Source organism: Micromonospora sp. SD12 (assembly GCF_052068495.1).
Lineage (GTDB): Bacteria > Actinomycetota > Actinomycetes > Mycobacteriales > Micromonosporaceae > Micromonospora > Micromonospora echinofusca.
The window spans coordinates 198,304-223,994 of the sequence record NZ_JBQHDF010000001.1 but is presented as its reverse complement, the minus strand read 5'-3'; the positions used below and the strand labels follow the sequence as shown (position 1 = coordinate 223,994).

22 protein-coding genes are annotated in these 25,691 nt (G+C 73.2%); 15 read left to right on the top strand and 7 right to left on the bottom strand.

Going from position 1 to position 25,691, the window contains the following annotated elements:
* Positions 1-13: 13 nt before the first annotated feature.
* From ACTMS2_RS01035 to ACTMS2_RS01025, 3 genes are all read right to left on the bottom strand, one after another.
* Positions 14-262: a hypothetical protein gene (locus tag ACTMS2_RS01035; protein ID WP_441173621.1), complete on the bottom strand. Its 249-nt coding sequence runs from the start codon at positions 260-262 to the stop codon at positions 14-16.
* 81 nt (positions 263-343) lie between these two features.
* On the bottom strand, positions 344-817 hold the full coding sequence (gene mscL, locus ACTMS2_RS01030; RefSeq protein ID WP_357716862.1) for a large conductance mechanosensitive channel protein MscL: 474 nt from the start codon (positions 815-817) through the stop codon (positions 344-346).
* A gap of 39 nt (positions 818-856) precedes the next feature.
* Positions 857-1,540 carry a FadR/GntR family transcriptional regulator gene (locus tag ACTMS2_RS01025; protein ID WP_441173619.1) on the bottom strand — a complete coding sequence of 228 codons (684 nt, stop codon included), beginning with the start codon at positions 1,538-1,540 and terminating at the stop codon, positions 857-859.
* 218 nt (positions 1,541-1,758) lie between these two features.
* Between ACTMS2_RS01025 and ACTMS2_RS01020 the strand changes: the two genes are divergently transcribed.
* Entirely contained in the window at positions 1,759-2,913 is a 1,155-nt protein-coding gene (locus ACTMS2_RS01020; RefSeq protein WP_441174071.1) for an MFS transporter, read from the top strand.
* A gap of 10 nt (positions 2,914-2,923) precedes the next feature.
* On the opposite strand, the gene ACTMS2_RS01015 is transcribed toward ACTMS2_RS01020, so the two are convergent.
* Entirely contained in the window at positions 2,924-3,280 is a 357-nt protein-coding gene (locus tag ACTMS2_RS01015; RefSeq protein WP_089002493.1) for an STAS domain-containing protein, read from the bottom strand.
* 162 nt (positions 3,281-3,442) lie between these two features.
* Here ACTMS2_RS01015 and ACTMS2_RS01010 point away from each other — a divergent pair, with 162 nt between their 5' ends.
* From ACTMS2_RS01010 to ACTMS2_RS00965, 10 genes are all read left to right on the top strand, one after another.
* The gene (locus ACTMS2_RS01010; protein ID WP_441173618.1) at positions 3,443-4,300 is read left to right on the top strand and encodes an STAS domain-containing protein; all 858 of its coding nucleotides are present in this window, start codon (positions 3,443-3,445) and stop codon (positions 4,298-4,300) included.
* Positions 4,300-4,713 (top strand): STAS domain-containing protein, encoded by a 414-nt coding sequence (locus tag ACTMS2_RS01005; RefSeq protein ID WP_357576874.1) that lies wholly within the window; start codon positions 4,300-4,302, stop codon positions 4,711-4,713. The genes ACTMS2_RS01010 and ACTMS2_RS01005 overlap by 1 nt, the downstream gene beginning before the upstream one ends.
* Complete coding sequence (locus ACTMS2_RS01000; RefSeq protein WP_089002490.1) at positions 4,710-5,129, top strand: ATP-binding protein; 420 nt, start codon at positions 4,710-4,712, stop codon at positions 5,127-5,129. Before ACTMS2_RS01005 ends, ACTMS2_RS01000 begins: the two co-directional genes overlap by 4 nt.
* On the top strand, positions 5,126-6,148 hold the full coding sequence (locus tag ACTMS2_RS00995; protein WP_441174070.1) for a SpoIIE family protein phosphatase: 1,023 nt from the start codon (positions 5,126-5,128) through the stop codon (positions 6,146-6,148). Before ACTMS2_RS01000 ends, ACTMS2_RS00995 begins: the two co-directional genes overlap by 4 nt.
* A gap of 29 nt (positions 6,149-6,177) precedes the next feature.
* On the top strand, positions 6,178-7,506 hold the full coding sequence (locus ACTMS2_RS00990) for an ATP-binding protein (protein ID WP_441174069.1): 1,329 nt from the start codon (positions 6,178-6,180) through the stop codon (positions 7,504-7,506).
* A 1-nt stretch (position 7,507) separates the two neighbouring features.
* A complete protein-coding gene (locus tag ACTMS2_RS00985; RefSeq protein ID WP_441173616.1) occupies positions 7,508-9,046 on the top strand; it encodes a SpoIIE family protein phosphatase in 1,539 nt (512 codons plus the stop codon).
* A 95-nt stretch (positions 9,047-9,141) separates the two neighbouring features.
* Positions 9,142-9,717, top strand: coding sequence for a TIGR03086 family metal-binding protein (locus tag ACTMS2_RS00980; protein WP_441173615.1), 576 nt, complete (start codon positions 9,142-9,144; stop codon positions 9,715-9,717).
* A 93-nt stretch (positions 9,718-9,810) separates the two neighbouring features.
* The gene (locus ACTMS2_RS00975; protein ID WP_441173614.1) at positions 9,811-10,347 is read left to right on the top strand and encodes a PadR family transcriptional regulator; all 537 of its coding nucleotides are present in this window, start codon (positions 9,811-9,813) and stop codon (positions 10,345-10,347) included.
* Complete coding sequence (locus ACTMS2_RS00970; RefSeq protein WP_441173613.1) at positions 10,344-11,045, top strand: ABC transporter ATP-binding protein; 702 nt, start codon at positions 10,344-10,346, stop codon at positions 11,043-11,045. Before ACTMS2_RS00975 ends, ACTMS2_RS00970 begins: the two co-directional genes overlap by 4 nt.
* On the top strand, positions 11,042-12,562 hold the full coding sequence (locus ACTMS2_RS00965; protein ID WP_441173612.1) for an FtsX-like permease family protein: 1,521 nt from the start codon (positions 11,042-11,044) through the stop codon (positions 12,560-12,562). Before ACTMS2_RS00970 ends, ACTMS2_RS00965 begins: the two co-directional genes overlap by 4 nt.
* Before the next feature lie 66 nt (positions 12,563-12,628).
* Here the strand turns inward: ACTMS2_RS00965 and ACTMS2_RS00960 are convergent, their stop codons facing one another.
* Complete coding sequence (locus ACTMS2_RS00960) at positions 12,629-12,814, bottom strand: hypothetical protein (protein WP_441174103.1); 186 nt, start codon at positions 12,812-12,814, stop codon at positions 12,629-12,631.
* 87 nt (positions 12,815-12,901) lie between these two features.
* On the opposite strand from ACTMS2_RS00960, the gene ACTMS2_RS00955 reads away from it, so the two are divergent.
* Positions 12,902-13,843 carry a threonine ammonia-lyase gene (locus ACTMS2_RS00955; protein WP_441173611.1) on the top strand — a complete coding sequence of 314 codons (942 nt, stop codon included), beginning with the start codon at positions 12,902-12,904 and terminating at the stop codon, positions 13,841-13,843.
* Positions 13,844-13,896: 53 nt separating this feature from the next.
* Here ACTMS2_RS00955 and ACTMS2_RS00950 read toward each other — a convergent pair whose 3' ends face one another.
* Entirely contained in the window at positions 13,897-15,993 is a 2,097-nt protein-coding gene (locus tag ACTMS2_RS00950; protein ID WP_441173610.1) for a S9 family peptidase, read from the bottom strand.
* Between the two features lie 90 nt (positions 15,994-16,083).
* On the opposite strand from ACTMS2_RS00950, the gene ACTMS2_RS00945 reads away from it, so the two are divergent.
* Positions 16,084-17,433 (top strand): FAD-binding oxidoreductase, encoded by a 1,350-nt coding sequence (locus tag ACTMS2_RS00945; protein WP_441173609.1) that lies wholly within the window; start codon positions 16,084-16,086, stop codon positions 17,431-17,433.
* A 944-nt stretch (positions 17,434-18,377) separates the two neighbouring features.
* Here the strand turns inward: ACTMS2_RS00945 and ACTMS2_RS00940 are convergent.
* Positions 18,378-20,453, bottom strand: a complete 2,076-nt coding sequence (locus tag ACTMS2_RS00940; RefSeq protein WP_441173608.1) for a SpoIIE family protein phosphatase — start codon at positions 20,451-20,453, stop codon at positions 18,378-18,380.
* Positions 20,454-20,731: 278 nt separating this feature from the next.
* On the opposite strand from ACTMS2_RS00940, the gene ACTMS2_RS00935 reads away from it, so the two are divergent.
* Both ACTMS2_RS00935 and ACTMS2_RS00930 read left to right on the top strand, forming a co-directional pair.
* Positions 20,732-25,099: a HAMP domain-containing protein gene (locus ACTMS2_RS00935; protein ID WP_441173607.1), complete on the top strand. Its 4,368-nt coding sequence runs from the start codon at positions 20,732-20,734 to the stop codon at positions 25,097-25,099.
* Positions 25,096-25,650, top strand: coding sequence for a response regulator (locus ACTMS2_RS00930; RefSeq protein WP_089002479.1), 555 nt, complete (start codon positions 25,096-25,098; stop codon positions 25,648-25,650). Before ACTMS2_RS00935 ends, ACTMS2_RS00930 begins: the two co-directional genes overlap by 4 nt.
* Positions 25,651-25,691: the final 41 nt, after the last annotated feature.

The window sequence follows — 25,691 nt, the reverse complement described above, 5'->3', positions numbered from 1 at the left end:
GGTGGCGTACCGGTCACACCTCCGGGGACCAGGCGCTCGGCGGGCGGGGGGAGAGTTCGCGCCAGGTGTCGGTGCCCTGGAGCAGCGCCCGGACGGTCTCCTCGGCCTCGTCGGCGGTGCCGTGCTCGTAGAAACGGGAGACGCCCTCGGAGCCGCCGGCGCGCTGCTCGACGTGCCACCGGTCGCCGTCCACCCGGAGGAAGACGTCGCGCCGGGCCAGCCGGCCCCATTTCCCGTTCCACCAGTGCTTCCGCTGCTCCATGGCGGGACTCTATCGAACAGGCGTACGAAAATGTGCGGCCCCCGCGGGATTCCCGCAGGGGCCGATGTGCGTGCGCCGGGTTCAGCGCGGGGTGGGCGGTTCCTCCCGGCGGCCGAGGACGTCGTCGAGCGCGCCGCGCTGCTGCCCGGGGGTGGTGTGGCCGGCGGCGACCAGGGCGTCGCGGATCTCGGTGAGCAGCCTGACCTCCTCGCTCGGGGCCTTCGGCGGCGGCTCCTCGCCCCGCTTGCGCCGCTCGGCCAGCTTGTTCATCGGGAACACCACGAGGAAGTAGAGCGCCGCCGCGGTGAGCAGGAAGGTGATCAGCGCGTTGACGAAGGCCACCCAGTCGAACGGAATCTCGCGGAACGTCGGCGTGGACCCGGTGAGGCCGTTCTTGCTGCCGGTGAGCAGCGCGATGAGCACCCGGACCAGCGGTTCCAGGAACGACTTGGTGAGCTGGGTGACCACGCCCGTGAACGCGGCGCCGATGACGACACCGACCGCCAGGTCGACGACGTTTCCGCGCATGATGAAGTCTTTGAAGCCCTTGAGCATCCGTACTCCCGAGGTGTCCGGTCTTCCGTCCGGCACAACCTATGCCCCGGGCGTGGGCTCCAGAAAAGCGCCGGCCTCGATCGCCGCCCGGTCCGGGTCGCCGGCCCGGATCGCCTCGACCAGCCGGGAGTGGTCGGCGTAGCGCTCCGGCTCCAGCGCGCCGCCCATCGACTGGGCGATCGTGCTGTGCAGCGCGGTGCCGACCGAGGCGTACAGCTCGGCGAGCATGCCGTTGTGCGCCGCCGCGACCACGGCGGTGTGCAGTGCCGCGTCGGCCGCCACGAACTCGTCGAACCGGCCGTCGCGCCAGGCCGCCTCACGGGTGGCGAGCGCGCCGTCCAGGGCCGCCAGGTCCTCGGCCGTACGCCTCAGCGCGGCGAGCCGGGCGGCCTCCACCTCGAAGGCGCGGCGCACCTCGACCACTTCGGCCATCCGGTCGGCGGTGAGCCGGCGGGCCACCGCGGGGGCCAGTTCGTCGGTCGACACCACGTACGTCCCGGAGCCCTGCCGGCACTCCAGCACCCCGGCGTGCACCAGCGCCCGCACCGCCTCGCGGACCGTGTTGCGCCCCACGCCGAGCGCCGCGACGAGTTGCGGCTCGGTGGGGATCCGCCCGCCCAGCGGCCACTCGCCGCCGAGGATCCGCTCCCTGAGCTGCGCGATGGTCTGCCGCACCCGGTGCCCCCGGGGTGGCGGGGCGGCGGAATCAACCGACGGTGGCACTGGTTACAACACCCGCCAGGAATTCATCCCATGATTGTAGGTTCAGACGCATGACCCCGCCAACCACCGCCGCCGTCGACGCCGGAACCGCGCCGCGTTCCGCGCGGGAGACGATCGCCGGGCCGGACGACGTGCCCGCGCCGGCGGATGCGACGGCTCCTGCCGCCACCCCCGCCCCGGCCGGACCGGTCGCCGGTGGGCTGCTCGTGCTCGTCGGCATGCTGCTCGTGGCGCTCAACCTGCGGGCCGCCATCACCAGCCTCGGCGCCCTGCTCGACGAGGTACGCGGCGGCCTGGCCCTCTCCGGGGCGCTGGCCGGGGTCGTGACCACCCTGCCCGCGGTGGCCTTCGCCGTCTTCGGGTCGCTCACCCCCCGGCTGGTCCGCCGGAACTCCCCGGCCCGGGTGCTGGTGGTGGCGATGCTGATCCTCGCCGCCGGGCAGCTCGTCCGGGTCGGTACGGACTCCGCGCTGGTCTTCATCGCCGGCAGCGCCCTGGCGCTGGCCGGGATCGCGGTGGCGAACGTCCTGCTCCCGCTCCTGGTGAAGCAGTACTTCCCGCACCGCATCGGGCTGGTCACCGGGGCGTACTCGATGACGTTGACGGTGGGCGCGACGGTGGCGGCCGCGGCGGCGGTGCCCGTGGCGCACCTCTTCGGCACCTGGCGGGCCGGGCTCGCCGTCTGGGCTGGGCTGGCCCTGGTGGCCGTACTCCCGTGGGTGCCCCTGGCGCTGCGGGCGCGCGCGGCCCGACGGGCGGCGACCCCGACGGCGGCGGCGCCCCGCCCCGGGCGGATCCGGCCCGGGCGGACCCGGCTCGGCTGGGCGATGGCGGTCTACTTCGGGACGCAGTCGCTCGGCGCCTACGCGATCATGGGCTGGCTGGCCCAGCTCTTCCGCGACGCCGGCTACCGCCCGCAGGACGCGGGCCTGCTGCTCGCCGGCGTGACCGCCCTGGGCGTGCCGATCGCGCTGCTGATGCCCACCCTGGCCGGGCGGCTGCGCACCCTGCACCCGCTGGTGCTGACGCTCTCCGCCGCGATGGCCCTGGCCTACGTCGGGATGGCCGTCGCGCCGCACGACGGGGCGTTGCTCTGGGTGGTGCTGCTCGCGATCGGGCAGAGCGCCTTCCCGATGATCCTGGCCACCATCGGGCTGCGCGCGCGCACCGCCGAGGGGACGGTGGCGCTCTCCGCGTTCAGCCAGAGCGTCGGTTACCTCATCGCCGCGCTGGGGCCGCTGCTCGTGGGCATCCTCTACGGGACCACCGGCGGGTGGACCGTCCCGATCGGGTTCCTGCTGGTGGCACTCGCCGTGCAGACCGGCGCGGGCATGGTGATCGCCCGTCCCCGACACATCGAGGACGAGGCGTGAGGGGAAACCGTCAGGAGGTGGCGGGCGTCGGGTCGCCGGCCACGGCCTGCTCGACCGTGGGGTAGGTGTGCAGCACCTCGACGAGGCCGCTCACCTCGAGGATGCGCAGCACGCCCCGCTGCGGGGCGGCCAGCCGCACCACGCCGCCGGCCTCGTCGCAGCTGTTCTTGGCGCGGACGAACACCGACAGCCCCGTGGAGTCGCAGAACGAGACGTTCGCCAGGTCGAAGACGAGTCGGCTGCGACCCTTGTCGAGCAGGTCGGTGATCTGGTCCTGCAACTGCGGTGCGGTCGCCATGTCCAGCTCGCCCGCGACCGAGACGACGACCACGTCGCCGCGCTGTTCCGTGTGCACCGTCAAGGACATTCGCCAGACCTCCTGTTATCGGGGAAACGGTATCCCACCATCGGGGTGGTACGCAGAACGGGAGGCGGTATCCGGTGGCCGTGCTCATTCGTTTGCCCTGCGGCAACTAGCGCTCCGGCCTCCGGTGATAGAGTCCGCCGTCGAGGTCGAAGGGGGTTCACCATGGCGTTGAGCACGGAGGAAGGCAACCGGCTGGCCGGTCTGCTGACCGGTCACGCCGAGCGGGTCACGCAGCGCTGGACGGAGATCGTCGCCGCGTCCCTGCGCGGGCGGCTCAGCCAGGGCGAGCTGCGCCGGCAGGTGCAGGAGCTGCACTCTAGCATGATCACTGCGAGTGAGCAGGGTGCCGTCGACCTTGACTCCGAGCAGGCCACGGAGCTGCGCGCCGTGCTCTCCGAGCTGTCCCGGGGGCGCGCCCGGCAGGGCTTCTCCGCCTCCGAGACCGCGATCAGCGTGTTCGCGCTGAAGGAGGTGCTGCTGGAGCTGCTGGAGGCCGAGGGCGGCGCCGAGAGGCTGCGCGACTACGTCGCCTTCTCCGGGCTGATCGACCAGATGGGCCTGTTCACCTTCGAGAGCTTCGTGCGCACCCGCGAGAGCCTCATCGCCGACCAGGCGGAGCAGTTGCTGGAGCTGTCCACCCCGGTGGTGAAGCTCTGGGAGGGCGTGGTCGCCGTGCCGCTGGTCGGCACCCTCGACTCGGCCCGGGCCCAGGTGGTGATGGAGCGGCTGCTCCAGACCCTGGTCGACACCGGCTCGCCCTACGCGATCATCGACATCACCGGCGTACCGGCGGTGGACACCCAGGTCGCCCAGCACATCCTCAAGACCGTGGTGGCCGCCCGGCTGATGGGCGCCGACTGCATCATCTCCGGCATCCGGCCGCAGATCGCGCAGACCATCGTGGCGCTGGGCATCGAGTTCGGCGACATCGCCACCAAGGCCAGCCTCGCCGACGCGTTGCGGCACGTGCTCCGGCTCACCGGGGTCGAGACCGGCCGCCGCCAGCGCCGGGAGGCCTGATGGAACGGGTGCCGATCCTCAAGATCGGCGACATCCTGCTGGTCTCCATCCAGGTCGACATGTCCGACCAGACGGCGGTCCAGCTCCAGGAGGACCTCGCGGAGCGGATCGTCGCCACCGGCTGCCACGGCGTGATCATCGACATCACCGCCCTGGACATCGTCGACTCCTTCGTCGGGCGGATGCTGTCGACCATCGCCTCGATCTCCAAGGTGCTCGACGCGGAGACGGTCGTGGTCGGCATGCGTCCCGCCGTCGCCATCACCCTGGTCGAGCTGGGCCTGTCGCTCAACGGCATCCGGACGGCGCTCAACGTCGAGCGGGGCATGGAGTTGATCGCGGCGGCCCACGCCGACGAGCGCGAGCTCGCGTTCGACGACGAACCGGACGCCGAGACGACGGCGTTGTCATGACCGCCGGAGTCGACCTGGGCCAGCCGCAGGCGCAGGCGATCCGCAGCGACGAGGACGTGGTACGCGTCCGACAGCTGGTGCGTACGGTGTCGGTGGCCGTCAAGCTCTCGCTGGTCGACCAGACCAAGGTCGTCACCGCGGCGAGCGAGCTGGCCCGCAACACCCTGGTGTACGGCGGCGGCGGCACGGTCGAGGTGGCCACGGTGGACAACGGCCGGCGGCGGGGAGTGCGGATCGTCTTCGCCGACTCCGGCCCGGGCATCGCCGACCTCGACCTGGCGCTGACCGACGGCTACACCACCGGCGGCGGGCTCGGCCTCGGGCTCAGCGGCGCACGCCGGCTCGTCGACGAGTTCGACATCCAGACCGCCGTCGGTGAGGGAACCCGGATCACGGTCACCAAGTGGTCCCGGTGAACGACGACGCGGTCCCCGACCGCGGAATCTGGTTCCGGGTCGAGAGCGGCAGCGCGGCCAGCACGGTGCGGCGGGCCGCCGAACGGCTCGCCGCCCAGCTCGACCTGGGCGCCGCCCGCACCGCCGACCTGGCCATCGTCGCCGCCGAGCTGACCAGCAACCTGGTCAAGCACGCCGACGACGGTGTCCTGCTGCTGCGGCCGGTGCGGCGCGACGGGGAGGCCGGCGTGGAGCTGATCGCCGTCGACGCCGGGCCCGGGATGGCCGACCTCACCGCCTCCTCGCAGGACGGGCACTCCACCGCCGGGACGCTCGGCATCGGCCTCGGCGCGATCGTCCGGCAGGCCACCTGGTTCGACGGCTACTCCCGGCCGGAGCGCGGCACGGTGCTCGCCGTGCAGATCTGGCCGAACCGCCCCGGCGGGCACGAGCGGTGGCCCTGGGTCGGCGCGCTCAGCCGGCCGCTGGCCGGGGAATCGGTCAGCGGCGACGGGTACGCGTGGCGGATCGTCGAGGGCCGTCGCCAGGTGCTGGTCTGCGACGGCCTGGGACACGGACCGCTGGCCTCCGCCGCCACCGACGCCGCGCTCGACGCGTTCCGCAAGGCGCCGGCGGGGGCGCCGGCGGCGGTCGTCGCGCACCTGCACCGCTCGATGTCGCACACCCGGGGCGCCGCGCTGGCCGTGGCCGAGCCGGATCCGTCGGCCGGGGTGCTGCGCTACTCGGGGCTGGGCAACATCTCCGCCGCCGTCATCGGCGCGGACGGCAGGCGGCGGGGCCTGGTCTCGCTGCCCGGCATCGCCGGGCACCAGCGCCCCCCGATCCGGGAGTACGACTACCCCTTCGAGGCCGACGCCCTGCTGGTCATGCACAGTGACGGGGTGGTCGACCGCTGGCAGCTCGCCGACTATCCCGGTCTCGTCGACCGGTCGCCCCTGGTGGTGGCCGCGACGCTGCTGCGGGACGCCGGCACGCGCCGCGACGACGCCTGCGTCCTGGTCGCGCGGGGATGGTCGTGACCGGGTTCGCCGGGGCGCCCCTGCTGACGATGGCGCTGCGGGTCGAACACGACATCTTCGTCGTCCGGCAGCGGGGCCGCGAGGTCGCCGCCGCGGTGGGGCTGGAACACCAGGACCAGGTACGCATCGCCACGGCGCTCAGCGAGGTGGCCCGCGACCTGCTGCACTCGGCCGGCGGGGCGGAGGTGGCGTTCGTCCTCGTCGACGACCCCGCCGACGGCAGGCGGTACCTGCGGGTGGACCTCCTCCCGGTGCGTCCGCTGCCCGGCGGGCGGTACGAGCCGCGGTCCGGCGCGGTGGCGCGGTTGGTGGACAAGTTGGGCGTGGTGCCACGGGAGGGGGATACGGTCGTGAGGATGTCCCGACGTGTTCCGGTCACCGCAGAGGTGCTGACCCCCGAGCGTCTCGCCGAGCTGCGCGCCGAGCTCGACCGGAACGCGCCGGGCAGCGCCCTGGACGAGTTGGCCGCCCAGAACGCGCAGCTGATCGCCGCCCTCGACGAGGTACGCAGCCAGCGCGACGAGCTGGCCGTCCTGAACGAGGAGCTGGCCGAGACCAACCGGGGCGTGATGGCGCTCTACAACCAGCTCACCGAGGAGCTGGAGGAGACCAACCGGGGCGTGGTCGCCCTCTACGCCGAGCTGGACGAGAAGTCCGCCCAGCTGCGCGCGGCGAGCGAGTCGAAGAGCCGGTTCCTGGCGAACGTCAGCCACGAGCTGCGGGCCCCGGTCACCGCGATCATGGGGCTGGGCCGGCTGCTGGGCGACTCCGCCTCCGACCCGCTCACCGCCGAGCAGGCCCGCCAGGTCGGGCTGATCCGCTCGTCGGCGGGTGACCTCCTCACGTTGGTCAACGAGCTGCTCGACCTGGCCAAGGCCGAGTCGGGCCGGATCGAGCCCGACTGGAGTGAGGTCGACCTGCGGCCGGTCTTCGGCCAGTTGCGCGGCACGCTGCGCGCCCTCGCCACCCGGCCCGACGTCGAGCTGGTGGTGGAGGAGCCGCCCGTGCCGGCGACGCTGCGCACCGACGAGGTGCTGCTCGCCCAGGTCCTGCGCAACCTGCTGCACAACGGGCTCAAGTTCACCGAGCGCGGGGAGGTCCGGCTGCGGGCGGAGCGGCGGGACGACCAGTGGTCGCTGGCCGTCTCCGACACCGGCGCGGGCATCCCTCCGGAGCTGCACGAGCGGATCTTCGAGGAGTTCTACCAGGTGCCCGGCGCCACCCGGGTCGGCGGCACGGGCCTCGGCCTGCCGTACGCGCGGCGGCTGGTGACCCTGCTCGGCGGCAGCCTGGTGGTGTCCAGCGAGCCGGGCCGGGGCAGCACGTTCACCGTCACCCTGCCTGTGGGCGGAGCGTGACGTGGAGGGCGGCCCGGCGACGGTCCTGGTGGTCGACGACAGCCCCACCAAGCGCTACCTCCTGGTGAGCTGGCTCTCCCGGGCGGGCTTCGCGGTGCTGGAGGCGGAGAGCGGCGGCGAGGCGCTGGCCCGGGTCGGGGTGGACCCGATCGATCTCGTGGTGCTCGACGTGCGGCTGCCCGACCTGAACGGCTTCGACGTCTGCGAACGGATCAAGGCGGCGCACCCGGCGATGCCGGTGATCCACGTGTCCGCGCACGCGGTGGACGTGGTGGACCGGGCGCAGGGGCTGACCCGGGGCGCGGACGCGTACCTGGCGGAGCCGATCGAGCCGGAGGAACTGGTCGCCACCTCCCACGCGGTGCTGCGCTACTACCGGGCCCGGCAGCGCGCGGAACTGCTCGCCGAACGGCTGCTCGGGCTGGCCGACACGACCATGGCGGTGCACTCCGCCCCGAACTTCGCGAGGCTGCTGGAGGCGGCGGCGGCCGGCGCCGCGCAGATCTTCAGGAGCCCGGCCGCCGTGGTCGCGGAGACGTTCGACGGCGACTGTCTCGCCGGGATCGCGGACTTCCCCGACGGCGCGGCCACGATCGTCCCCTGGATCGTCGACGACACCGGGGTGCCGACCGGGACGACGGTCCGGGTCGACGATCCGGCCGCCTGGGGACTGGTCGGCTGGCCGGCGGACGACACGGTCACGGTGGCCGCCGCCCGGCTGCGCGAGGACCGGGCGCCGCTCTACGTCGTCGTGCCCACCGCCACGCAGACCGCCCGCACCCCCGTGCTTCGGCAGCTCGCCCAGGCGGTGGCGGCGGCGGTGGAGGCGCAGCGCTCCTTCGACGAGGAGCACCGCATCGCGGTGACCCTCCAGCGCAGCCTGCTGCCGCGCCGGATACCGCAGGTCAGCGGGCTCGACCTGGCCGTGCGCTACGAGCCGGCGAGCGCGCAGACCGAGGTGGGCGGCGACTTCTACGAGCTGGTGATGCTCGACGGCCACCTGCTCCTGGCGATCGGCGACGTGGCCGGCCACTCGCTGCACGCCGCGACGGTGATGGCCGAGCTGCGGCACGCGGTGCGGGCGTACGCGGTGGAGGGGCACCAGCCGGGCGAGATCCTGCACCGGGTCAACGAACTCATGCGTACCCTGCTGCCCGACGAGCTGGCCACGATCTGCGTGCTGCTGCTGCACCCGCCCAGCGGCCGGATCCGGCTGGCCAGCGCCGGTCACCTGCCGCCGTTGCTCAGCCTCGACGGCAAGGTCGAGTTCGTACAGCACTCGGCCCCGCTGCTCGGGGTCCGCGCGCCCCGGCCGCCCGACCTGGAGTTCGTGCTGCCGGCCGGGGCGACGCTGGTGTTCTACACCGACGGCCTGATCGAACGCCGGGACGCCACGATCGACGACGGGTTGGCCGCCCTGGCCGCTTCCGCCGGCCGGGTCGACGACGACCTGGACCGGTTCTGCGAGCGGCTCCTGGTCGAGCTGGCTCCGCCGGAGATCCACGACGACGTCGCCGTGGTCGCCCTGCGCCGCAACTGAGCCGGCCCCCGGTCGACCTCGGCTTCACCACGTACGGCTTCGCGAGCGACTTGCGGGGGGCGGCGACGCCGGGGCCATCCTCGTACCCTGAGCGCATGGCCACGAAGACTGGTGATCTGCTCGCAGCCACGACCCCCCGTGCCGTCGCGGTGGTCCGGGGCATCTCGGACGACCAACTGGACCTGCCCACCCCGTGCAGCGACTACACGGTGCGCGACCTGCTCAACCACCTCCACGACGTGGTGGTCAACTTCCAGGCCCTCGCGCACAGACGGCAGCCGGAGTGGGCGGAGAAGCCCGACCATCTGGCCGAGGGCTGGCGGGACCGGTTCGAGGCGGAGACCGCGAAGCTGGTCGAGGCGTGGTCGGACCCGGCCGCGCTGGACGGCATCTCGCCCGGGATGGGGCTGCCGCAGGAGACGGTCGGCAGCATGGTGCTGCTGGACCTGACCGTGCACGCCTGGGACCTGGCCGTCGCCACCGGGCAGCCTTACCGCCCCGCGCCCGAGGTGCTGCCCCCGCTGTACGCCCTGTGCGAGCAGATGGGGCCGGCGGCCCGGGAGCAGGGCGTCTTCGCGGCGCCGGTGGGCACGTCGTCGTCGGACGTCTCGGAGATCGACCGCCTGCTCGCCCTGACGGGCCGGGACCCGGACTGGTCGGCGCTCGACTGACCCCGACCGAGCCCACCTCAACCACAGGCCCGCGCGGCACCCGCCGCGCGGGCCTCCTTGACAGTCACTATCCACCCGGTGAATAGTGACGCGGTGTCCACCCCGCATGTACTGCTCGGGCTGCTGGCCGCCGGCAACCGGCACGGCTACGAGCTGAAGCGGGCCCACGACGAACGCCTGCCCCGCGCCCGGCCGCTGGCCTTCGGGCAGGTCTACTCGACGCTCGGCCGGTTGCAGCGGGACGGCCTGGTGGCACCGGCCGGGCAGGAACGGGAGGGCGGCCCGGAGCGCACCGCGTACGCGCTGACCGCCGACGGCCGGGCCGCGCTGGAGCGCTGGCTCGCCGAGGTCGAGCCGCCGATGCCGTACGTCGCCAGCACTCTCTTCGCCAAGGTGGTCGTGGCGCTGCTGGTGGATGACGCGGACCGGGCCCGGGCCTACCTGGTCGCCCAGCGGCAGGCCCACACCGAACGACTGCGGGAGTTGACCGCGGTGAAGACGGCGCCCTCGGCCAGCCTCGACGACATCGTCGCGGCCGACTTCGCCATCGCCCATCTCGACGCCGATCTGCGGTGGCTGCGGACCACCCTGGACCGCGTCGCCGACTGGCACCGGGAGGTGCACTCGTGACGCAACTTCAGGCTCGCGGCGTGGTCAGGTCCTACGGGCCGACACCCGCGCTGCGCGGCGTCACCCTCGACGTCGCCGAGGGCGAGATCGTCGCCGTCACCGGCCCGAGTGGCTGCGGCAAGTCCACCCTGCTGCACTGCCTCGCCGGCATCCTGCGCCCCGACGCCGGCGAGGTGAGCTGGAACGGACACCGGATCGACACCTGGTCGGAGGCGGCACGGTCGCGGCTGCGGCGCACCGAGTTCGGGGTGCTCCTCCAGTTCGGCCAGCTCGTCGCCGAGTTGACCGCCGCCGAGAACGTCGCCCTCCCACTGCTCCTCGCCGGCACCCGGCGGCGAGAGGCGCGGACGGCCGCCCTGTCCTGGATGGACCGGCTCGGCGTGGCGGACCTGGCCGACGCCCGGCCGGGCGAGATGTCCGGCGGGCAGCAGCAGCGCTGCGCCACGGCGCGGGCCCTGGTCACCGAGCCCCGGGTGCTCTTCGCCGACGAGCCGACCGGCGCGCTGGACACACTCGCCGGTGAGCAGGTGCTCACCCAGCTGGTCCGGCTCGCCCGCGAGCAGAAGACCACCGTCGTCCTGGTCACCCACGAGCCGCAGATCGCCGCGTACGCCGACCGCGAGATCATCCTCCGCGACGGCATGGTCGACCGCGACGGGCTCGGCCTCGACACCCCGCTGCCGGGCGTACGCCGGTGAGGCCGGCCACCCTGGCCCGCCTCGCCCTGGCCGGCACCCGCACCGACACCGTCCGGGTGGTCCTCACCGCGATCAGCGCCGCCCTGGCCGCTGTCGCCGCCCTGGCCGCGCTCACCGTGCTGGCGATCCCCACCCCACCCGCCACGGACGACAACGCCAACCGCTGGTCGCAGCACTACTCCAACCCCCTGCTCGTCGAGCCGGGGCTGCGCGGCGGCACCGCCTTCGCCCTGCTGCTGCTGATGATTCCCGTGCTGGCGCTGGCCGGGCAGTGCGCCCGGCTCGGTGCCCCGGCGCGGGACCGCCGGCTGGCCGCGTTCCGGCTGGCGGGCGCCACCCCGGGCCAGGTGACCCGGATCGCCGTGTTGGAGACGGGCCTGGCGAGCCTGCTCGGCACGCTGGCCGGCGCCTCGGTCTACTTCGCCGGCCGGGAGCTGTGGGACCGGCCCGACGCCCGGGGCCGGCTCGCGCTCCCCACCGACGTGCTGCCCACCCCGGGCGCGCTGGCGGCGGTGCTGGCGGGGCTGCCGGTGGTCGCGGCGCTGGCCACCGCGCTGATGCTGCGCCGGGTGAGCACGACCCCGTTCGGCGTGCTGCGTACGCACCGCCGGGAACGCGGCCCCCGGCCCTGGGCGGGCGTCCTCATCGTCGCCGGGCTGGCCGCCTTCGCCGCCATCGAACCCGTCACCCGCTTCTACGACCGGCGCGACGCCGACGCGCCGCTGTGGCTGGTGCCGATGCTGCTGGTCGGCGGCGGGCTGGCCGCGATGATCGGGGTGGTCGTCGGCACCGGCTGGATCTCCTGGACCGCCGGGCGGCTGCTGCACCGTTACGCCCGGGGGCCGGCCGCGCTGCTCGCCGCCCGGCGGCTGACGGCCGACCCGTGGGCGGGCAGCCGCACCTTCGCCGCACTGCTGGCGGCGGTACTGCTCGGCGCGGGCGCGGCCGGGCTGCGGGAGTACTTCGTCGCGGCGGGCGAGCTCAGCCGGCGGACCGGGGCCGGGCTGGCGGGCGGCGACTTCTACCTGCGGACCATGGACCTGGTGGACCTGGCGGTGGTGGTGGCCATGCTGGTCGCCGCCGGTGGGCTGGTCGTCGCGGTGGTGGAGGGGATCACCGCCCGGCGGCGCGCGTACGCGGCCCTGGTGGCGACCGGGGTGCCCCGGCCCACGCTCGGCCGGTCCATCGCCTGGCAGTCGCTGGCCCCGGCCGTGCCGGCGGTGGCGGTCGCCCTGGCCGTGGGCCTGCTGCTGGCCCGGGGGCTGTTCCGCGCGCCGAGCGGCACCGACTACGACGAGGTCTGCGTCGCCACCGCGCAGCTCTGCGCCGACCCCGCCACCCGGGCGCGCCACACCCGGGTCGTGGAGACCTCGCAGGTGACCGTGCCGCCCGACGTACCCCTGGGGCAGCTCACGATGCTCGGCGCCGGCGCCTTGACGGCGGTGCTGGTGACGGTCGGTGTCGGCCTGCTGTTCCTGCGCGCGAGTACGGCGGTGGAGGAGCTGCGGACGACCTGAGCCCGTGATCCGCCGGCAGGCCCGCCAGCTCGCCCCGCGAACCGGCGTCGGGCCGCCCGGGCCGCGTCAGGCGGCGAACAGGCCGGTGGCGAGCGCGAGCAGCGTCCCGGCGGCGGCGGAACAGCAGCACACCAGCAGGAACGCGACCACCGCGAGGATCGCCCAGACGCGCCGGTCGCGCGCCGCCGCCCGCCAGCCCGACGCCGGTACGCCCTCGGCCGGCTCGTCCTCCACCCCGCCGGCTCCGGTCACCCCGGCAGTCTAGGCGCGCCACCCCCGCCGTCCCGGCCGCAACCGCGCGGGACCGTTCGTCCGCCCCGGATCGGGCAGGATGGGGCGATGGAGCTGGTCTCGATCACCGACGTCCGCAACGCCGCCGCCGACATCGAGGGCACCGTGCTGCGTACCCCGTTGCTGCGGACCGGATGGGACGCGCAGCTGTGGCTCAAGCCGGAGAGCCTGCAACCGGTGGGCTCGTTCAAGCTGCGCGGGGCGACCCACGCGGTGGCCCGGCTGACGCCCGAGGAGCGGGCGCGCGGCGTGGTCACCCACTCGTCGGGCAACCACGGCCTGGCGCTGGCGTACGCGGCCCGCGCGGCCGGTGTGCCGTGCCGGATCGTGGTGCCCGAGGGCGCCCCGGCGGCTAAGGTCGACCGGATCCGCGCGCTGGGCGTCGAGGTGCTGCTGGTGCCGCCGCCGCGACGCGGCCCGGAGGCGGAGCGGATCGCCGCGACGACGGGTGCGGTGCTGGTGCCGCCCTTCGACGACCGGCGGATCGTGGCCGGGCAGGGCACGGTCGGGCTGGAGATCGTCGAGGACCTGCCCGACGTCGACGTGGTGCTGGTGCCCGTGGGCGGCGGCGGGCTCTCCTCCGGCGTCGCGACCGCGGTCACCGCCCTGCGCCCGGCGACGACGGTGATCGGCGTCGAGCCGGAACTCGCCGCCGACGCGCGGGACTCGCTGGCGGCCGGCTCGGTGGTGGTCTGGGGCGAGGAGCGCACCTACCGGACGATGGCCGACGGGCTGCGTCTGCCGCCGTCCGAGCTGACCCTCGCCCACCTGCGGGCCCGGCTGGACCGCATCGTCACGGTGACCGAGGAAGAGATCCGGGCCGCGATGGGTCGGCTGGTGCGCGACGCCCGCCTGGTGGTGGAGCCGAGCGGCGCCGTGGCCGTGGCCGCCCGGCTGTTCCGCGCCGCCGAGCTGCCGCCCGGTCGTACGGTCGCCGTGGTCACCGGCGGCAACGTCGACCCGGCGGTGCTGGCCGGCGTCCTCGGCTGAGACCGTCGGGCGGGGCCCCTACCGGCGAGCGGAGGGGCCCCGCCCGACCAAGCTCAGGCGCGGCCGAGGCGGTCGAGGATCCAGGCGTTGACGAACGCCTCCTCGCGCCAGGAGTCGTAACGGCCGCTGGGGCCGCCGTGGCCGGCACCCATCTCGGTCTTGAGCAGGTAGTCGCCCTGCGGCGCGACCGCCCGCAGCCGGGCGATCCACTTCGCCGGCTCGTGGTAGAGCACGCGGGTGTCGTTGAGGCTGGTCACCGCGAGGATCGCCGGGTAGTCCACCGCCCGCACGTTCTCGTACGGCGTGTAGGACTTCATGTACGCGTAGACCTCCGGGTCGGCCAGCGGGTTGCCCCACTCCTCCCACTCGGTGACGGTCAGCGGCAGCGACGGGTCGAGGATCGAGGTGAGCGCGTCCACGAAGGGCACCTGCGCGACGATCCCGGCGAACGCGTCGGGGGCGATGTTGGCGACCGCGCCCATCAGCAGCCCGCCGGCCGAGGCGCCCCGGGCGACGAGCCGGTCGCTCCCCGTCCAGCCCGCCTTGACCAGGTGCCGGGCGCAGGCGACGAAGTCGGTGAAGGTGTTCTTCTTGGCCAGCAGCTTGCCCTGGTCGTACCAGCTGCGGCCCAGCTCGCCGCCGCCCCGGATGTGCGCGACGGCGAAGATGACGCCCCGGTCCAGCAGGGAGAGCCGGGCGATGGAGAACCACGGGTCCATGCTCGCCTCGTACGAGCCGTAGCCGTAGATCACGCAGGGGGCGGAGCCGTCCTTCGGGGTGCCGGCCCGGCAGACCAGCGAGATCGGCACCCGGGTCCCGTCGTCGGCGAGCGCCCAGTCGCGGTGCTGCTCGTAGTCGGCCGGGTCGTACGCCCGCCCGTCCGGCCCGGGCTTCACCGGCTTCTGCCGGCGCAGCACCATCTGCCGGGTGACCAGGTCGTAGTCGTAGACCGAGTCGGGGGTGACCAGCGAGGCGTAGCGGAGCCGGATCTGCCCGGTGCGGTACTCCGGGTTGTCGTGCAGGCCGACGCTGTAGAGCGGCTCCGGGAAGTCGATGTCGTACGCGTCGCCGCCGCCGACGGGCAGCACCCGTAGCCCGGTCAGCCCGTTGGTGCGCAGCGAGACGACCAGGTGGTCGGCGAAGGCGTCGACCGCCTCCAGCCGGGTGCCGGGCGAGTGCTCGATCAGCGGCACCCAGTCGCCGGGCGCGTCCGCCGAGGTGTAGGCCAGCGCGAAGTCCTCCGCGCCGTCGTTGTGCAGGATCAGGAAGCGGTGCCCGTGGTGCTCGACGGTGTATTCCACGCCCTGCCGCCGGGGCGCCACGGACGCCGGCGCGCCGGTCGGGTTGCCGGCCGGGATCACCAGCACCTCGCTGGTGATCTTGCTGTGCACGTCGATGAGGACGAACCGCTCCGAGCGGGTCAGCTCCACGCCGACCCAGAACCGCTCGTCGTCCTCCTGGTAGACCACCACGTCCTCGGTGGACGCCGTGCCCAGGGTGTGCCGCCAGACCCGGTTCGGGCGCCACGTCTCGTCCACCGTCACGTAGAACAGCACGGAGGCGTCGGCCGACCAGGCGGTGCCGTAGAACGTGCCGGGCACCTCGTCGGGCAGCAGCTCGCCGGTGGCGAGGTCCTTGACCCGCAGCGTGAACCGCTCGTCGCCGGAGAAGTCGGTGGAGTAGGCCAGCCACCGCCCGTCCGGGCTGACGTCGAACGCGCCGAGCGAGAAGAAGTCGTGCCCCTCGGCGAGCACGTTGCCGTCGAGCAGCACCTCCTCGCCGTCGAGCGGAGCGCCGTCCATACTGACGGGCGGCTCGGTCTCGCCGTCGCGGACCGCCCGGCGGCACTGCACGCCGTACTGCTGGCCCTCGACCGTGCGGGTGTAGTACCAGTAGCCGCCCTTGCGGCCGGGCACCGACAGGTCGGTCTCCTGGGTGCGCCGGCGGATCTCCTCGAACAGCTCGGCGCGCAACCCTTCGAGATGCGCCGTCCGGGCCTCGGTGTACGCGTTCTCGGCCGTGAGGTGGGCGATCGTCTCCGGGTCGTCCTTGGCGGTGAGCCAGGCGTACTCGTCGACGACGGTGTCGCCGTGGTGGGTGCGCTCGCTGGGCACCCGCTTCGCCGTGGGCACGGGGGTCTCGGTGGTCACGGCGTCACGTTACCGGCCGCGCGCCGCCCGCCGCGCGGCCTCGTCGGCGACCCGCCGCCACACCTTTCGAACATGTGTACGATGGCCGGCATGGCGGCTGCAGCGAGTTCCACCGACCGGCCCGGAGCCCTCGACATCACCCGGCGGTTGACCGAGATCTGCGGCCCGCCGTTCGCCCGCTTCGCCGGCCCCGCCGACGAGGTGGCCGGCCGCCCGGCCCGCTGGGTCGCCGTCCCGGGTGGGGCGCACGCCGCGGCCGAGGTGCTGCGGCTCGCCGCCCGGCACGACCTGACGGTGGTGCCGCGCGGGGCCGGCACGAAGATCGACTGGGGTGCCGCCCCCGACCGGGTCGACATCATGCTCGACACCGGCCGGCTCGCCGGGATCGGCCACGAGCCGGCCGGCTCGCCCACCGCGCAGGTCGGGGCGGGCACCCCGCTGCGCGCGGTGCAGGCCACGCTGGAGCGCACCGGGCAGCGCCTGGCGCTCGACGCCCCCTCGCCCGGCGCCACCCTCGGCGGCGTGCTCGCCGCCGGCGAGGCGGGGCCCCTGCGGCACCGCCACGGCAGCCCCTGCGACCAGCTCGTCGGGGTGCGCTACCTCGACGCCGACGGCGAGCTGGTCGACGCCGGGGGTGGCGCCGCCGGCCTGGAACTGGCCCGCCTGCTCTGCGGCTCGCAGGGAGCGCTGGGCGTGCTGGTCTCCGCGACCCTGCGGGTGCAGGCCGTCCCGGCCGGCCGGATCTGGGTCAGCCGACCCGTCTGGACCCCGCTGGAGGTGCACGACCTGATCCGCACCGTGCTCGCCTCGCGCCTCGACCCGGCAGCGGTCGAGCTCGACCTGCCGGCCGGCGCGGGACCCCGGCCGCGCCAGGGCACCCGGGCCGCCGCGATGGCCGCGCACCCGTCCATGGCGGGGCGCGTCCGCGGCGGCCCGGCCGGTGCCGGGCGGCTGGTGGTGCTGCTGGAGGGCGGTCCGGCCGACGTGGCCGAGCGCGCGGACCGGCTCGTCGCGCTCCTCGGCCCGGGCGCGGCCGCGAGCCACGCCGCACCCGACTGGTGGCGGCGCTACCCGTTCGGCCCGGGCGACACGGCGCTGCGGATCGAGGTGCCCATCGCCGACCTGCACGCCGCCGTCTACGCGCTGCGCGACGCCGCCGGCGGGCCCGTTCCGGTACGCGGCTCCGCCGGCCTCGGCGTGGTGCACGCGGCCCTGCCCGGCGCCATGTCGCCCGACCGGGTGGCGTCGATCCTGGCCGCCGTCCGCGGCGTGCTCCTCGCCCGGCAGGGCCGGTGCGTGGTGCTCTCCGCGCCGCCGGCCGTCCGGCGGGCCGTCGACCTGTGGGGCGAGCTGGCCGGGTTGGCCCGGCTGCGCGCGGCCAAGGCGCACCTCGACCCCCACCACCGCCTCGCCCCGGGCCGCCTCCCCGGCGGCCTCTGACCGGGCCGCGATGCCACGTGCGGACGCCGTGACCGGGCCCTTGAAGATCAGGCCCGGTCACGTTCACTAGCCCGTCAGCGATTCCACAGTGCGGCCAATGCCGCGACGAGGGCAGCCACACCGGTCAGCGTGGCGGGCAGTGTCCTCAGGTATGCCAGTACCAACCGGTGCCGAGCCGGCGTCTCGTTGTTCCGCTTCTCGTTGCTTGTTACGGTCGTCAAGGCTCCTCCTGCCTGCGGTGACATGTCAGGTGACCGGAGTCGTCGAGGACGCCCGGTGGCAGCCGGGCGTTCTCTTTGTGTCCAGGCGAACCCGATCTGGACATCCTCTGGTCTGACCAGTGCCAATTTGAGCGGCTGGCAGATTGGCCGTCAAGTCACTCCGTTTCCGACCCGGGTGGGTCGATTGGAACGGGTTGCCGGGCGGCAATTGGAGTGATAATCGCGCGTTGCGTGCGTGCGTATTCGCCTAAAGGTCATCTGGCCGCACGTAGCTATGTGCGCTGTTCGCGTACGCGCGTGCGCGCGCGTATACGCCTTCTGGATCGCGCGTGCATGCGCGCCCGTGCGCCCGTGCGCGCGCACCCGCGCGTGGGCGCGTTCTTGGATATCACTAATGCGAGTGGTGGGTCTGCGTCTTCTCGAAATGTGAGAAGAAGTGTGTCCCACGAATGCATGAAATGGGGCTATAGCGGGCGCCGCGAGGCCTGCTGTGATCTCTGTCATGCCATTGAAGACTCTCGATCAGCTCGCCCTCGTGGTGATCGGCCAGGGCCGCCATAAGCTCGACCACCCCTCACTGACCGCGTTCGAGTCGTCATCCATGGTGGTGGTGCTCTCCCGAAGGATGGCTGCTTGCGGCCTGTGGCAATTGGAGGTCGGCGTGGGCGGGGTACCAATTGAATATTGGCAGATCAGGCCCGAGTTCAGGGTGAAGTGCAAATGTCAGCTGGCGTCATTGCGCAGCACCAGGATGGCGATGTCGTCGCGCGGCGCCTCGGTCGAGAATCCGATCGCCGTCGAGCGGAGCCGGGCCGCGATCACGTCGGCCGAGTAGCCGGCCAGCGGGGCGGCAGCGTCGCGCAGCCGGTCGGTGCCGAACAGCTCCCGGCCGCGCCGCCGCTCGGTGACCCCGTCGGTGTAGAAGACCAGCGCGTCGCCCGGATCGAGCGGCACCACCGCCGTCGGGGAGGCGATCGAGTCGAGCAGGCCGAGCGCGGTGCCGCCGGTGCCGACGAAACGCGCCCCGCCGCCGGCGGGCAGCAGCACCGGCCGGTCGTGGCCGGCGAGGTGCAGGGAGACGTCGAGTTGGTCGCCGTCGCCGGGGCCCACCGCCGCCAGGGCCAGCGTGCAGTAGCGCCCGCCGCCCCGCTCGAACAGCGTCTCGTTGACCCGGGCCAGCGCCTCCGGCAGCGGCTTGCCGTCGCCCACCAGCACCCGGATGACGTCGCGGACCAGGCCGGTGACGGTCGCCGCCTGCACCCCCTTGCCCGAGACGTCGCCGATCACCACCAGCCAGCGCCCGTCCGGCAGGGGCACCACGTCGTAGAAGTCGCCGCCGACGTCGACGTCGCCGCCGGTCGGGACGTACTCGGCGGCGAAGCCGATGCCCTCGACCACGGGCAGCACCGGCGGCAGCAGCGACTGCTGGAGGGTGTGCGCGACGCGCCGACGCTCGGCGTGGATGCGGGCGTTCTCGATCGCCAGCGCCGACCGTCGGGCGACGTCCTCCAGCACGGCGACCTCGTCCGGGTCGTGCCGGTGCCGCTGGTGCCGGCCGACGGCCAGCGTGCCGAGCCGCTGACCCCGGGCGATCAGCGGGACGGCGAAGCCCTCCATCGGCGCCCCGAGCGGCATCTGGGTGCCGTTGCGCGACGCCTCGCGCAGCCGGGCCTGGACCGAGTCCGGCCCGGTCTCCTCGAGCACCTGGTGCAGTTGGGGCAGCACCGACTCGTCGGCGTGGCTGGCCGCCGCGAGGCGCAGCCGGCCCCACTCGTCGGTCGTGTGCACCGCGCACCACTGCCCGAGCCGGGGCACCACGAGCTGCGGGACGAGCGCCATGGTCAACTCGACGTCGAGCGACTGCGCGAGCAGCTCACTGGCCTCGGCGAGGAAGGTCAGCCAGGCCTGCCGGCGGACGTCCGCCCGGCGCAGCCGGTCGTTCTCCAGGTGCAGCGAGAGCCGTTCGGCCATCAGCACGGCCAGCGGCCGCGCGTACGCCGACGGGGCCGCGTCCAGCTCCAGTTCGCCGGCGTACGGCCGGTGCACGGCCAGCGGCACCCGGAGCAGCTCGTTGCCGGGCCGGGGCTGGCGGCCGTAGCGGGCCAGCGCCTGGGTGCCCTGCCCGTCGCCCCGGTCCAGCCGTACCACCCCGCCCGCCGCGCCGACCATTTCCGCCACCCGGGTGAGCAGGCTGGTCGCGAAGTCGGGCAGCGGATCCTCGGCGTACGGGTCGGGGGTGGTCTGCATCAGTTCGCTCATGGCCCCGGCGCTCGGCGCGGAGCTCTCCGGGATCGTCGGCGTGCCGCCCCCGGCGGTCGCCGCGGCGGGCCTGCCCGCCGCCCGGTCGCGCCCGGCCGGGTCGGGCAGGTCCAGCCGGAACCAGACTCCCTTGCCCGTGGGCAGGTAGGTGGTGCCCCAGCGGCTGGCGAAGTGGTCGACGAGCAGCAGCCCCCGACCGCGTTCGGAGACCTCGTCGATGTCGGTGGCGTCGTTGCGGACGCCGACGATCAGCTCCTCCACGGGCCCGGCGGCGAAATCGGACACGGTGACGGTGATCCCGACCGGGTCGGCGACCACCTCGATGTCCAGTTCGGTGCGGGCGTGCTCCACGGCGTTGGTGGAGAGCTCGGTGGTGAGCAGCATGGCCTCGTTGGCCAACCCGTCCAGGTGGGCCTCGGTGAGGACGGACCGCACGAGGGCCCGCGCGGCGGCGGGCGTACGCCGGTCTGCGGGGAGCCTGACGCGCCGGACGTGCTCGTCTCGGCCCCCGGTCGCCGCGGGCCCCGTCTCCGCCGACATCCCCGTATCCTCCACCGCCACCCGCGCGACTGCCAAGCCACTCCACACCTCCCGCCCTGTCGATCATGCAGTTGTGGCGGACGTCTCCTGGTGATTGGCCCGCTTTGCGGCGTGCCACAACTGCATGATCAACCGCCCGGGTGGGGTGGGGGCGGCGGGATTCGGCGGGGGTCGGGACGGCGTGGGTGGGCGCGTGGGCTTGGTGTGGGGGAGGTCGCGGGCACAATGAGGGCATGGCCGGCGTCGGCAGGAGCCGGTAGCCCCGAGCTGAGCGAGGAATGATGACCACGAAACAGTCGGCGACCGTGGACCCGTCCGCGCCCGACCACGAGGCGCTCCTCGGCGAGCTGACCGAGGCGCTGCGGCGGGTCGGTCGGGGCGACCTGAAGGTCCGGCTGCCCCGCCGGGCGGGCCGGGCCGGCGAGGTCGCGGACGCCTTCAACGAGGTCGTGTCGCTCCAGGAGCGGCAGTACCTCGACCTGCGGCGGATCAGCCGGATCGTCGGCCGGGACGGCCGGCTCACCGAGCGCCTGGACGACGAGGGCCTGGACGGCTCCTGGGCGGAGGGGCAGCGCGCGGTCAACTCGCTCATCGACGACCTGGGCCGGCCGACCACCGAGATCGCCCGGGTCATCGTCGCGGTGGCCGACGGCGACCTCTCCCAGCACATGGCCCTGGAGATCGACGGCCGGCCGCTGCGCGGTGAGTACCTGCGGATCGGCCGCACGGTCAACACGATGGTCGACCAGCTCTCGTCCTTCTCGAACGAGGTCACCCGGGTTGCCCGGGAGGTGGGCACCGAGGGCAAGCTCGGCGGCCAGGCCGACGTACGCGGCGTCGCCGGCACCTGGAAGGACCTCACCGACTCGGTGAACACCATGGCGTCGAACCTGACCGGCCAGGTGCGGTCGATCTCCCAGGTGGCGACGGCGGTGGCGAAGGGTGACCTGTCGCAGAAGATCACGGTCAGCGCGCGCGGCGAGGTCGCCGAGCTGGCCGACACGATGAACTACCTCACCGACACCCTGCGGCTCTTCGCCGAGCAGGTGACCCGGGTGGCCCGGGAGGTGGGCACCGAGGGCAAGCTCGGCGGCCAGGCCGAGGTGCCGAACGTGGCCGGCACCTGGAAGGACCTGACCGACAGCGTCAACTCGATGGCGTCGAACCTGACGGCCCAGGTGCGCAACATCGCCCAGGTCTCCACGGCGGTGGCCCGGGGCGACCTGTCGCAGAAGATCACCGTGGCGGCGCAGGGCGAGATCCTGGAGCTGAAGGACACCGTCAACACGATGGTGGACCAGCTGTCGTCCTTCGCCGACGAGGTGACGCGCGTCGCGCGCGAGGTGGGCATCGAGGGCAAGCTGGGCGGCCAGGCCCAGGTACGCGGGGTCTCCGGCACCTGGCGCGACCTGACCGAGAACGTCAACCAGCTCGCCGGCAACCTGACCAGCCAGGTCCGCAACATCTCCCAGGTCTCCACCGCGGTGGCGAAGGGCGACCTCTCCCAGAAGATCACGGTCGACGCCCAGGGCGAGATCCTGGAGCTAAAGAACACCGTCAACACGATGGTGGATCAGCTGTCGTCGTTCGCCGACGAGGTGACGCGCGTCGCGCGCGAGGTGGGTACGGAGGGCAAGCTGGGCGGTCAGGCCCAGGTCAAGGGCGTCTCCGGTACGTGGCGGGACCTGACGGACAACGTGAACTCGATGGCGTCGAACCTGACGTCGCAGGTGCGCAACATCGCCTCGGTCACCACGGCGGTGGCGAAGGGCGACCTGTCGCAGAAGATCACCGTGGATGCCCGGGGCGAGATCCTGGAGCTGAAGTCGACGGTGAACACGATGGTGGACCAGCTGTCGTCGTTCGCCGACGAGGTGACCCGGGTGGCCCGCGAGGTGGGTACGGAGGGCAAGCTGGGCGGCCAGGCCCAGGTCAAGGGCGTATCGGGTACGTGGCGGGACCTGACGGACAACGTGAACTCGATGGCGTCGAACCTGACGTCGCAGGTGCGCAACATCGCCTCGGTCACCACGGCGGTGGCGAAGGGCGACCTGTCGCAGAAGATCACCGTGGATGCCCGGGGCGAGATCCTGGAGCTGAAGTCGACGGTGAACACGATGGTGGACCAGCTGTCGTCGTTCGCCGACGAGGTGACCCGGGTGGCCCGCGAGGTGGGTACGGAGGGCAAGCTGGGCGGCCAGGCCCAGGTCAAGGGCGTATCGGGTACGTGGCGGGACCTGACGGACAACGTGAACTCGATGGCGTCGAACCTGACGTCGCAGGTGCGCAACATCGCCTCGGTCACCACGGCCGTGGCGAAGGGCGACCTGTCGCAGAAGATCACGGTCGACGCCCAGGGCGAGATCCTGGAGCTGAAGTCGACGGTGAACACGATGGTGGACCAGCTCTCGTCGTTCGCCGACGAGGTGACCCGGGTGGCCCGCGAGGTGGGCAGCGAGGGCAAGCTCGGCGGTCAGGCCCAGGTCAAGGGCGTCTCGGGCACATGGCGCGACCTCACCGAGAACGTCAACCAGCTCGCCTCGACCCTCACCACCCAGTTGCGCGCCATCGCGCAGGTCTCCACCTCGGTGACCCGGGGCGACCTGACCCAGCGCATCGCCGTCAAGGCGCAGGGCGAGGTCGCCGAGCTGAAGGACAACATCAACCAGATGATCGTCACCCTCCGGGAGACGACCAAGAAGAACGCCGAGCAGGGCTGGCTCGACTCGAACCTGGCCCGGATCGGCGGTCTGCTCCAGGGGCAGCGCGACCTCGGCGAGGTCTGCCGCATGATCATGATGGAGGTGACCCCGCTGGTCGACGCGCAGCTCGGCGCGTTCTTCCTGGCGGACAACTCCGAGGGCGTGATGCGGCTGCGGCTGACGGCCTCCTACGGCTACGTCGCCCGGGGACACGAGGTCACGTTCGGCCCCGGCGAGGGTCTGGTCGGCCAGGCCGCCCTGTCCCGGCGCACGATCCGGATGGGCGGGGCACCGGACGGCAAGCTGATGCTCCGCTCCGGGCTCGCCGAGACCCCACCGGCCGACCTGGTCGTACTGCCCGTGCTCTTCGAGGGCGAACTGCTCGGCGTCATCGAGTTCGCCAGCGTCGCGGCCTTCTCCGAGCTGCACCTGTCGTTCCTGGAACGGCTCGTGCTCACCACCGGCATCGCCGTCAACACCATCCAGGCCAACCGGCGTACGGAGGAGCTGCTCGCGCAGTCCCAGCGGCTCGCCCACGAGTTGCAGGAGCAGTCGGCCGAACTCCAGCGCACCAACGCCGAGCTGGAGGACAAGGCGCAGCTGCTCTCGGAGCAGAAGGGCAACATCGAGACGAAGAACCGGGAGATCGAGCTGGCCCGGCTCGGCCTGGAGGAGAAGGCCCAGCAGCTCACGAGGGCGTCGGCGTACAAGTCGGAGTTCCTCGCCAACATGAGCCACGAGCTGCGTACGCCGTTGAACTCGCTGCTGCTGCTCGCCCGGCTGCTGGCCGAGAACTCGGAGCAGAACCTGACGCCGAAGCAGATCGAGTTCGCCCGGACGATCCATGGCGCCGGCTCCGACCTGCTGTCGCTGATCGACGACATCCTGGACCTGTCCAAGATCGAGGCGGGGCGGATGGACGTCGAGCCCACCGCGGTCCGGTTCGACGAGATCCGCGGCTACGTGGAGCAGGCGTTCGCGCCGCAGGCGGAGGAGAAGGGCCTCGACTTCCAGGTACGGATCAGCAAGGACCTGCCGGAGGCGCTGGTCACCGACGCCCAGCGGCTCCAGCAGATCCTGCGCAACCTGCTCTCCAACGCGGTCAAGTTCACCGACAACGGGGCGGTGACGCTGCGGATCGCGCCGGCGCCCGACAGCACGGTCTTCGACGTACCGGCCCTGACCAACGCGCGGCAGGTCATCGCGTTCACGGTGGTCGACACCGGCATCGGCATCTCCGACGACAAGCTGTCGCTGATCTTCGAGGCGTTCCAGCAGGCCGACGGCACCACCAGCCGCCGCTACGGCGGTACGGGGCTGGGGCTGTCGATCAGCCGCGACCTGGCCCGGCTGCTGGGCGGCAGCATCGTGGTGGCGTCGGCGCCTGGCCAGGGCTCGACGTTCACCCTCTTCGTGCCGGACGTGCTCGCGCCGGACGCGGTGGTGGCGCCGCTGCCGCCGTCACCGGCGCGGGCCGGGCTGCCGTCGTCCCTGCTCATGCCGCCGCCGGAGCTGCCCGAGCCGGCCTCCACGCCGGCCACCCGGCGGCTGGAGGGCGCCACCGTGCTGATCGTCGACGACGACGTCCGGAACGTCTTCGCGCTGACCAGCGCGTTGGAGCTGCACGGCCTCACCGTGTTGTACTCGGACAACGGGGCGGACGGCGTCCGCCTGCTGGCCGAGCATCCGGAGGTGGACATCGTCCTGATGGATGCGATGATGCCCGATCAGGACGGGTACGAGACGACCCGACAGATCAGGCGCAACCACCGGTTCGCCGACCTGCCGATCGTCTTCCTGACCGCGAAGGCCATGCCCGGCGACCGTGAGTCGGCGCTGGCGGCCGGAGGAAGTGACTACATCACCAAGCCCGTCGACCTGGACGAGTTGATCGAACTCATGTCGTCCTGGATCAGCGGCAGCCGAACCGAGGAGAGTTCGTGACCCAGATGGCAAAGGCGCTGCTGGTGGACGACCGCCGGGAGAACCTGATGGCACTGGAGGCGATTCTCCAGGGCCTGCCGGTGCAGTCCGTCGCCGTCGAGAGCGGCGAGGCGGCCCTGAAGCAGCTGCTGGTCGACGACTTCGCGGTGATCCTGCTGGACGCCCAGATGCCGGACATGGACGGCTTCGAGACGGCCAGCCACATCAAGCGGCGCGAGCGTACGCGGCACGTGCCGATCATCTTCCTCACCGCCGCCGACCGGGACGCCCAGCTGGCGCTGCGCGGTTACGCGGTCGGCGCGGTCGACTACCTGACCAAGCCGTTCGACCCGTGGGTGCTGCGCGCCAAGGTGTCGGTCTTCGTCGAGCTGTGGGTGAAGACCCGGCAGCTCGCGGCCCAGTCCGACCTGGTGCGGGAGCGCGACGCGCAGTTGCGGGTGCTGACGGACGCGGTCGACGAGGCCACCACGATGCTGCGCCTGGACGAGGCGGACGCCCGCGACCGCGCGGTGCAGCTCCTCGAAGAGGCCCGCTGGGGCAACACCCCCTGACCCACCCGTGTGGTAGCGAGATCTTGGTGGCTGGCGGCCCC

Bases quoted from the DNA above. Each gene is read 5' to 3' on its own strand.
- ACTMS2_RS01000 (WP_089002490.1), top strand. From the start codon at position 4,710: ATGACCGCCGGAGTCGACCTGGGCCAGCCGCAGGCGCAGGCGATCCGC.
- ACTMS2_RS01015 (WP_089002493.1), bottom strand. From the start codon at position 3,280: ATGTCCTTGACGGTGCACACGGAACAGCGCGGCGACGTGGTCGTCGTC.
- mscL (WP_357716862.1), bottom strand. From the start codon at position 817: ATGCTCAAGGGCTTCAAAGACTTCATCATGCGCGGAAACGTCGTCGAC.
- ACTMS2_RS00990 (WP_441174069.1), top strand. From the start codon at position 6,178: ATGGCGCTGCGGGTCGAACACGACATCTTCGTCGTCCGGCAGCGGGGC.
- ACTMS2_RS00945 (WP_441173609.1), top strand. From the start codon at position 16,084: ATGGCGGCTGCAGCGAGTTCCACCGACCGGCCCGGAGCCCTCGACATC.
- ACTMS2_RS00940 (WP_441173608.1), bottom strand. From the start codon at position 20,453: ATGTCGGCGGAGACGGGGCCCGCGGCGACCGGGGGCCGAGACGAGCAC.
- ACTMS2_RS00955 (WP_441173611.1), top strand. From the start codon at position 12,902: ATGGAGCTGGTCTCGATCACCGACGTCCGCAACGCCGCCGCCGACATC.
- ACTMS2_RS01020 (WP_441174071.1), top strand. From the start codon at position 1,759: ATGCTGCTCGTGGCGCTCAACCTGCGGGCCGCCATCACCAGCCTCGGC.
- ACTMS2_RS00935 (WP_441173607.1), top strand. From the start codon at position 20,732: ATGATGACCACGAAACAGTCGGCGACCGTGGACCCGTCCGCGCCCGAC.
- ACTMS2_RS01035 (WP_441173621.1), bottom strand. From the start codon at position 262: ATGGAGCAGCGGAAGCACTGGTGGAACGGGAAATGGGGCCGGCTGGCC.
- ACTMS2_RS01005 (WP_357576874.1), top strand. From the start codon at position 4,300: ATGGAACGGGTGCCGATCCTCAAGATCGGCGACATCCTGCTGGTCTCC.
- ACTMS2_RS01010 (WP_441173618.1), top strand. From the start codon at position 3,443: ATGGCGTTGAGCACGGAGGAAGGCAACCGGCTGGCCGGTCTGCTGACC.
- ACTMS2_RS00980 (WP_441173615.1), top strand. From the start codon at position 9,142: ATGGCCACGAAGACTGGTGATCTGCTCGCAGCCACGACCCCCCGTGCC.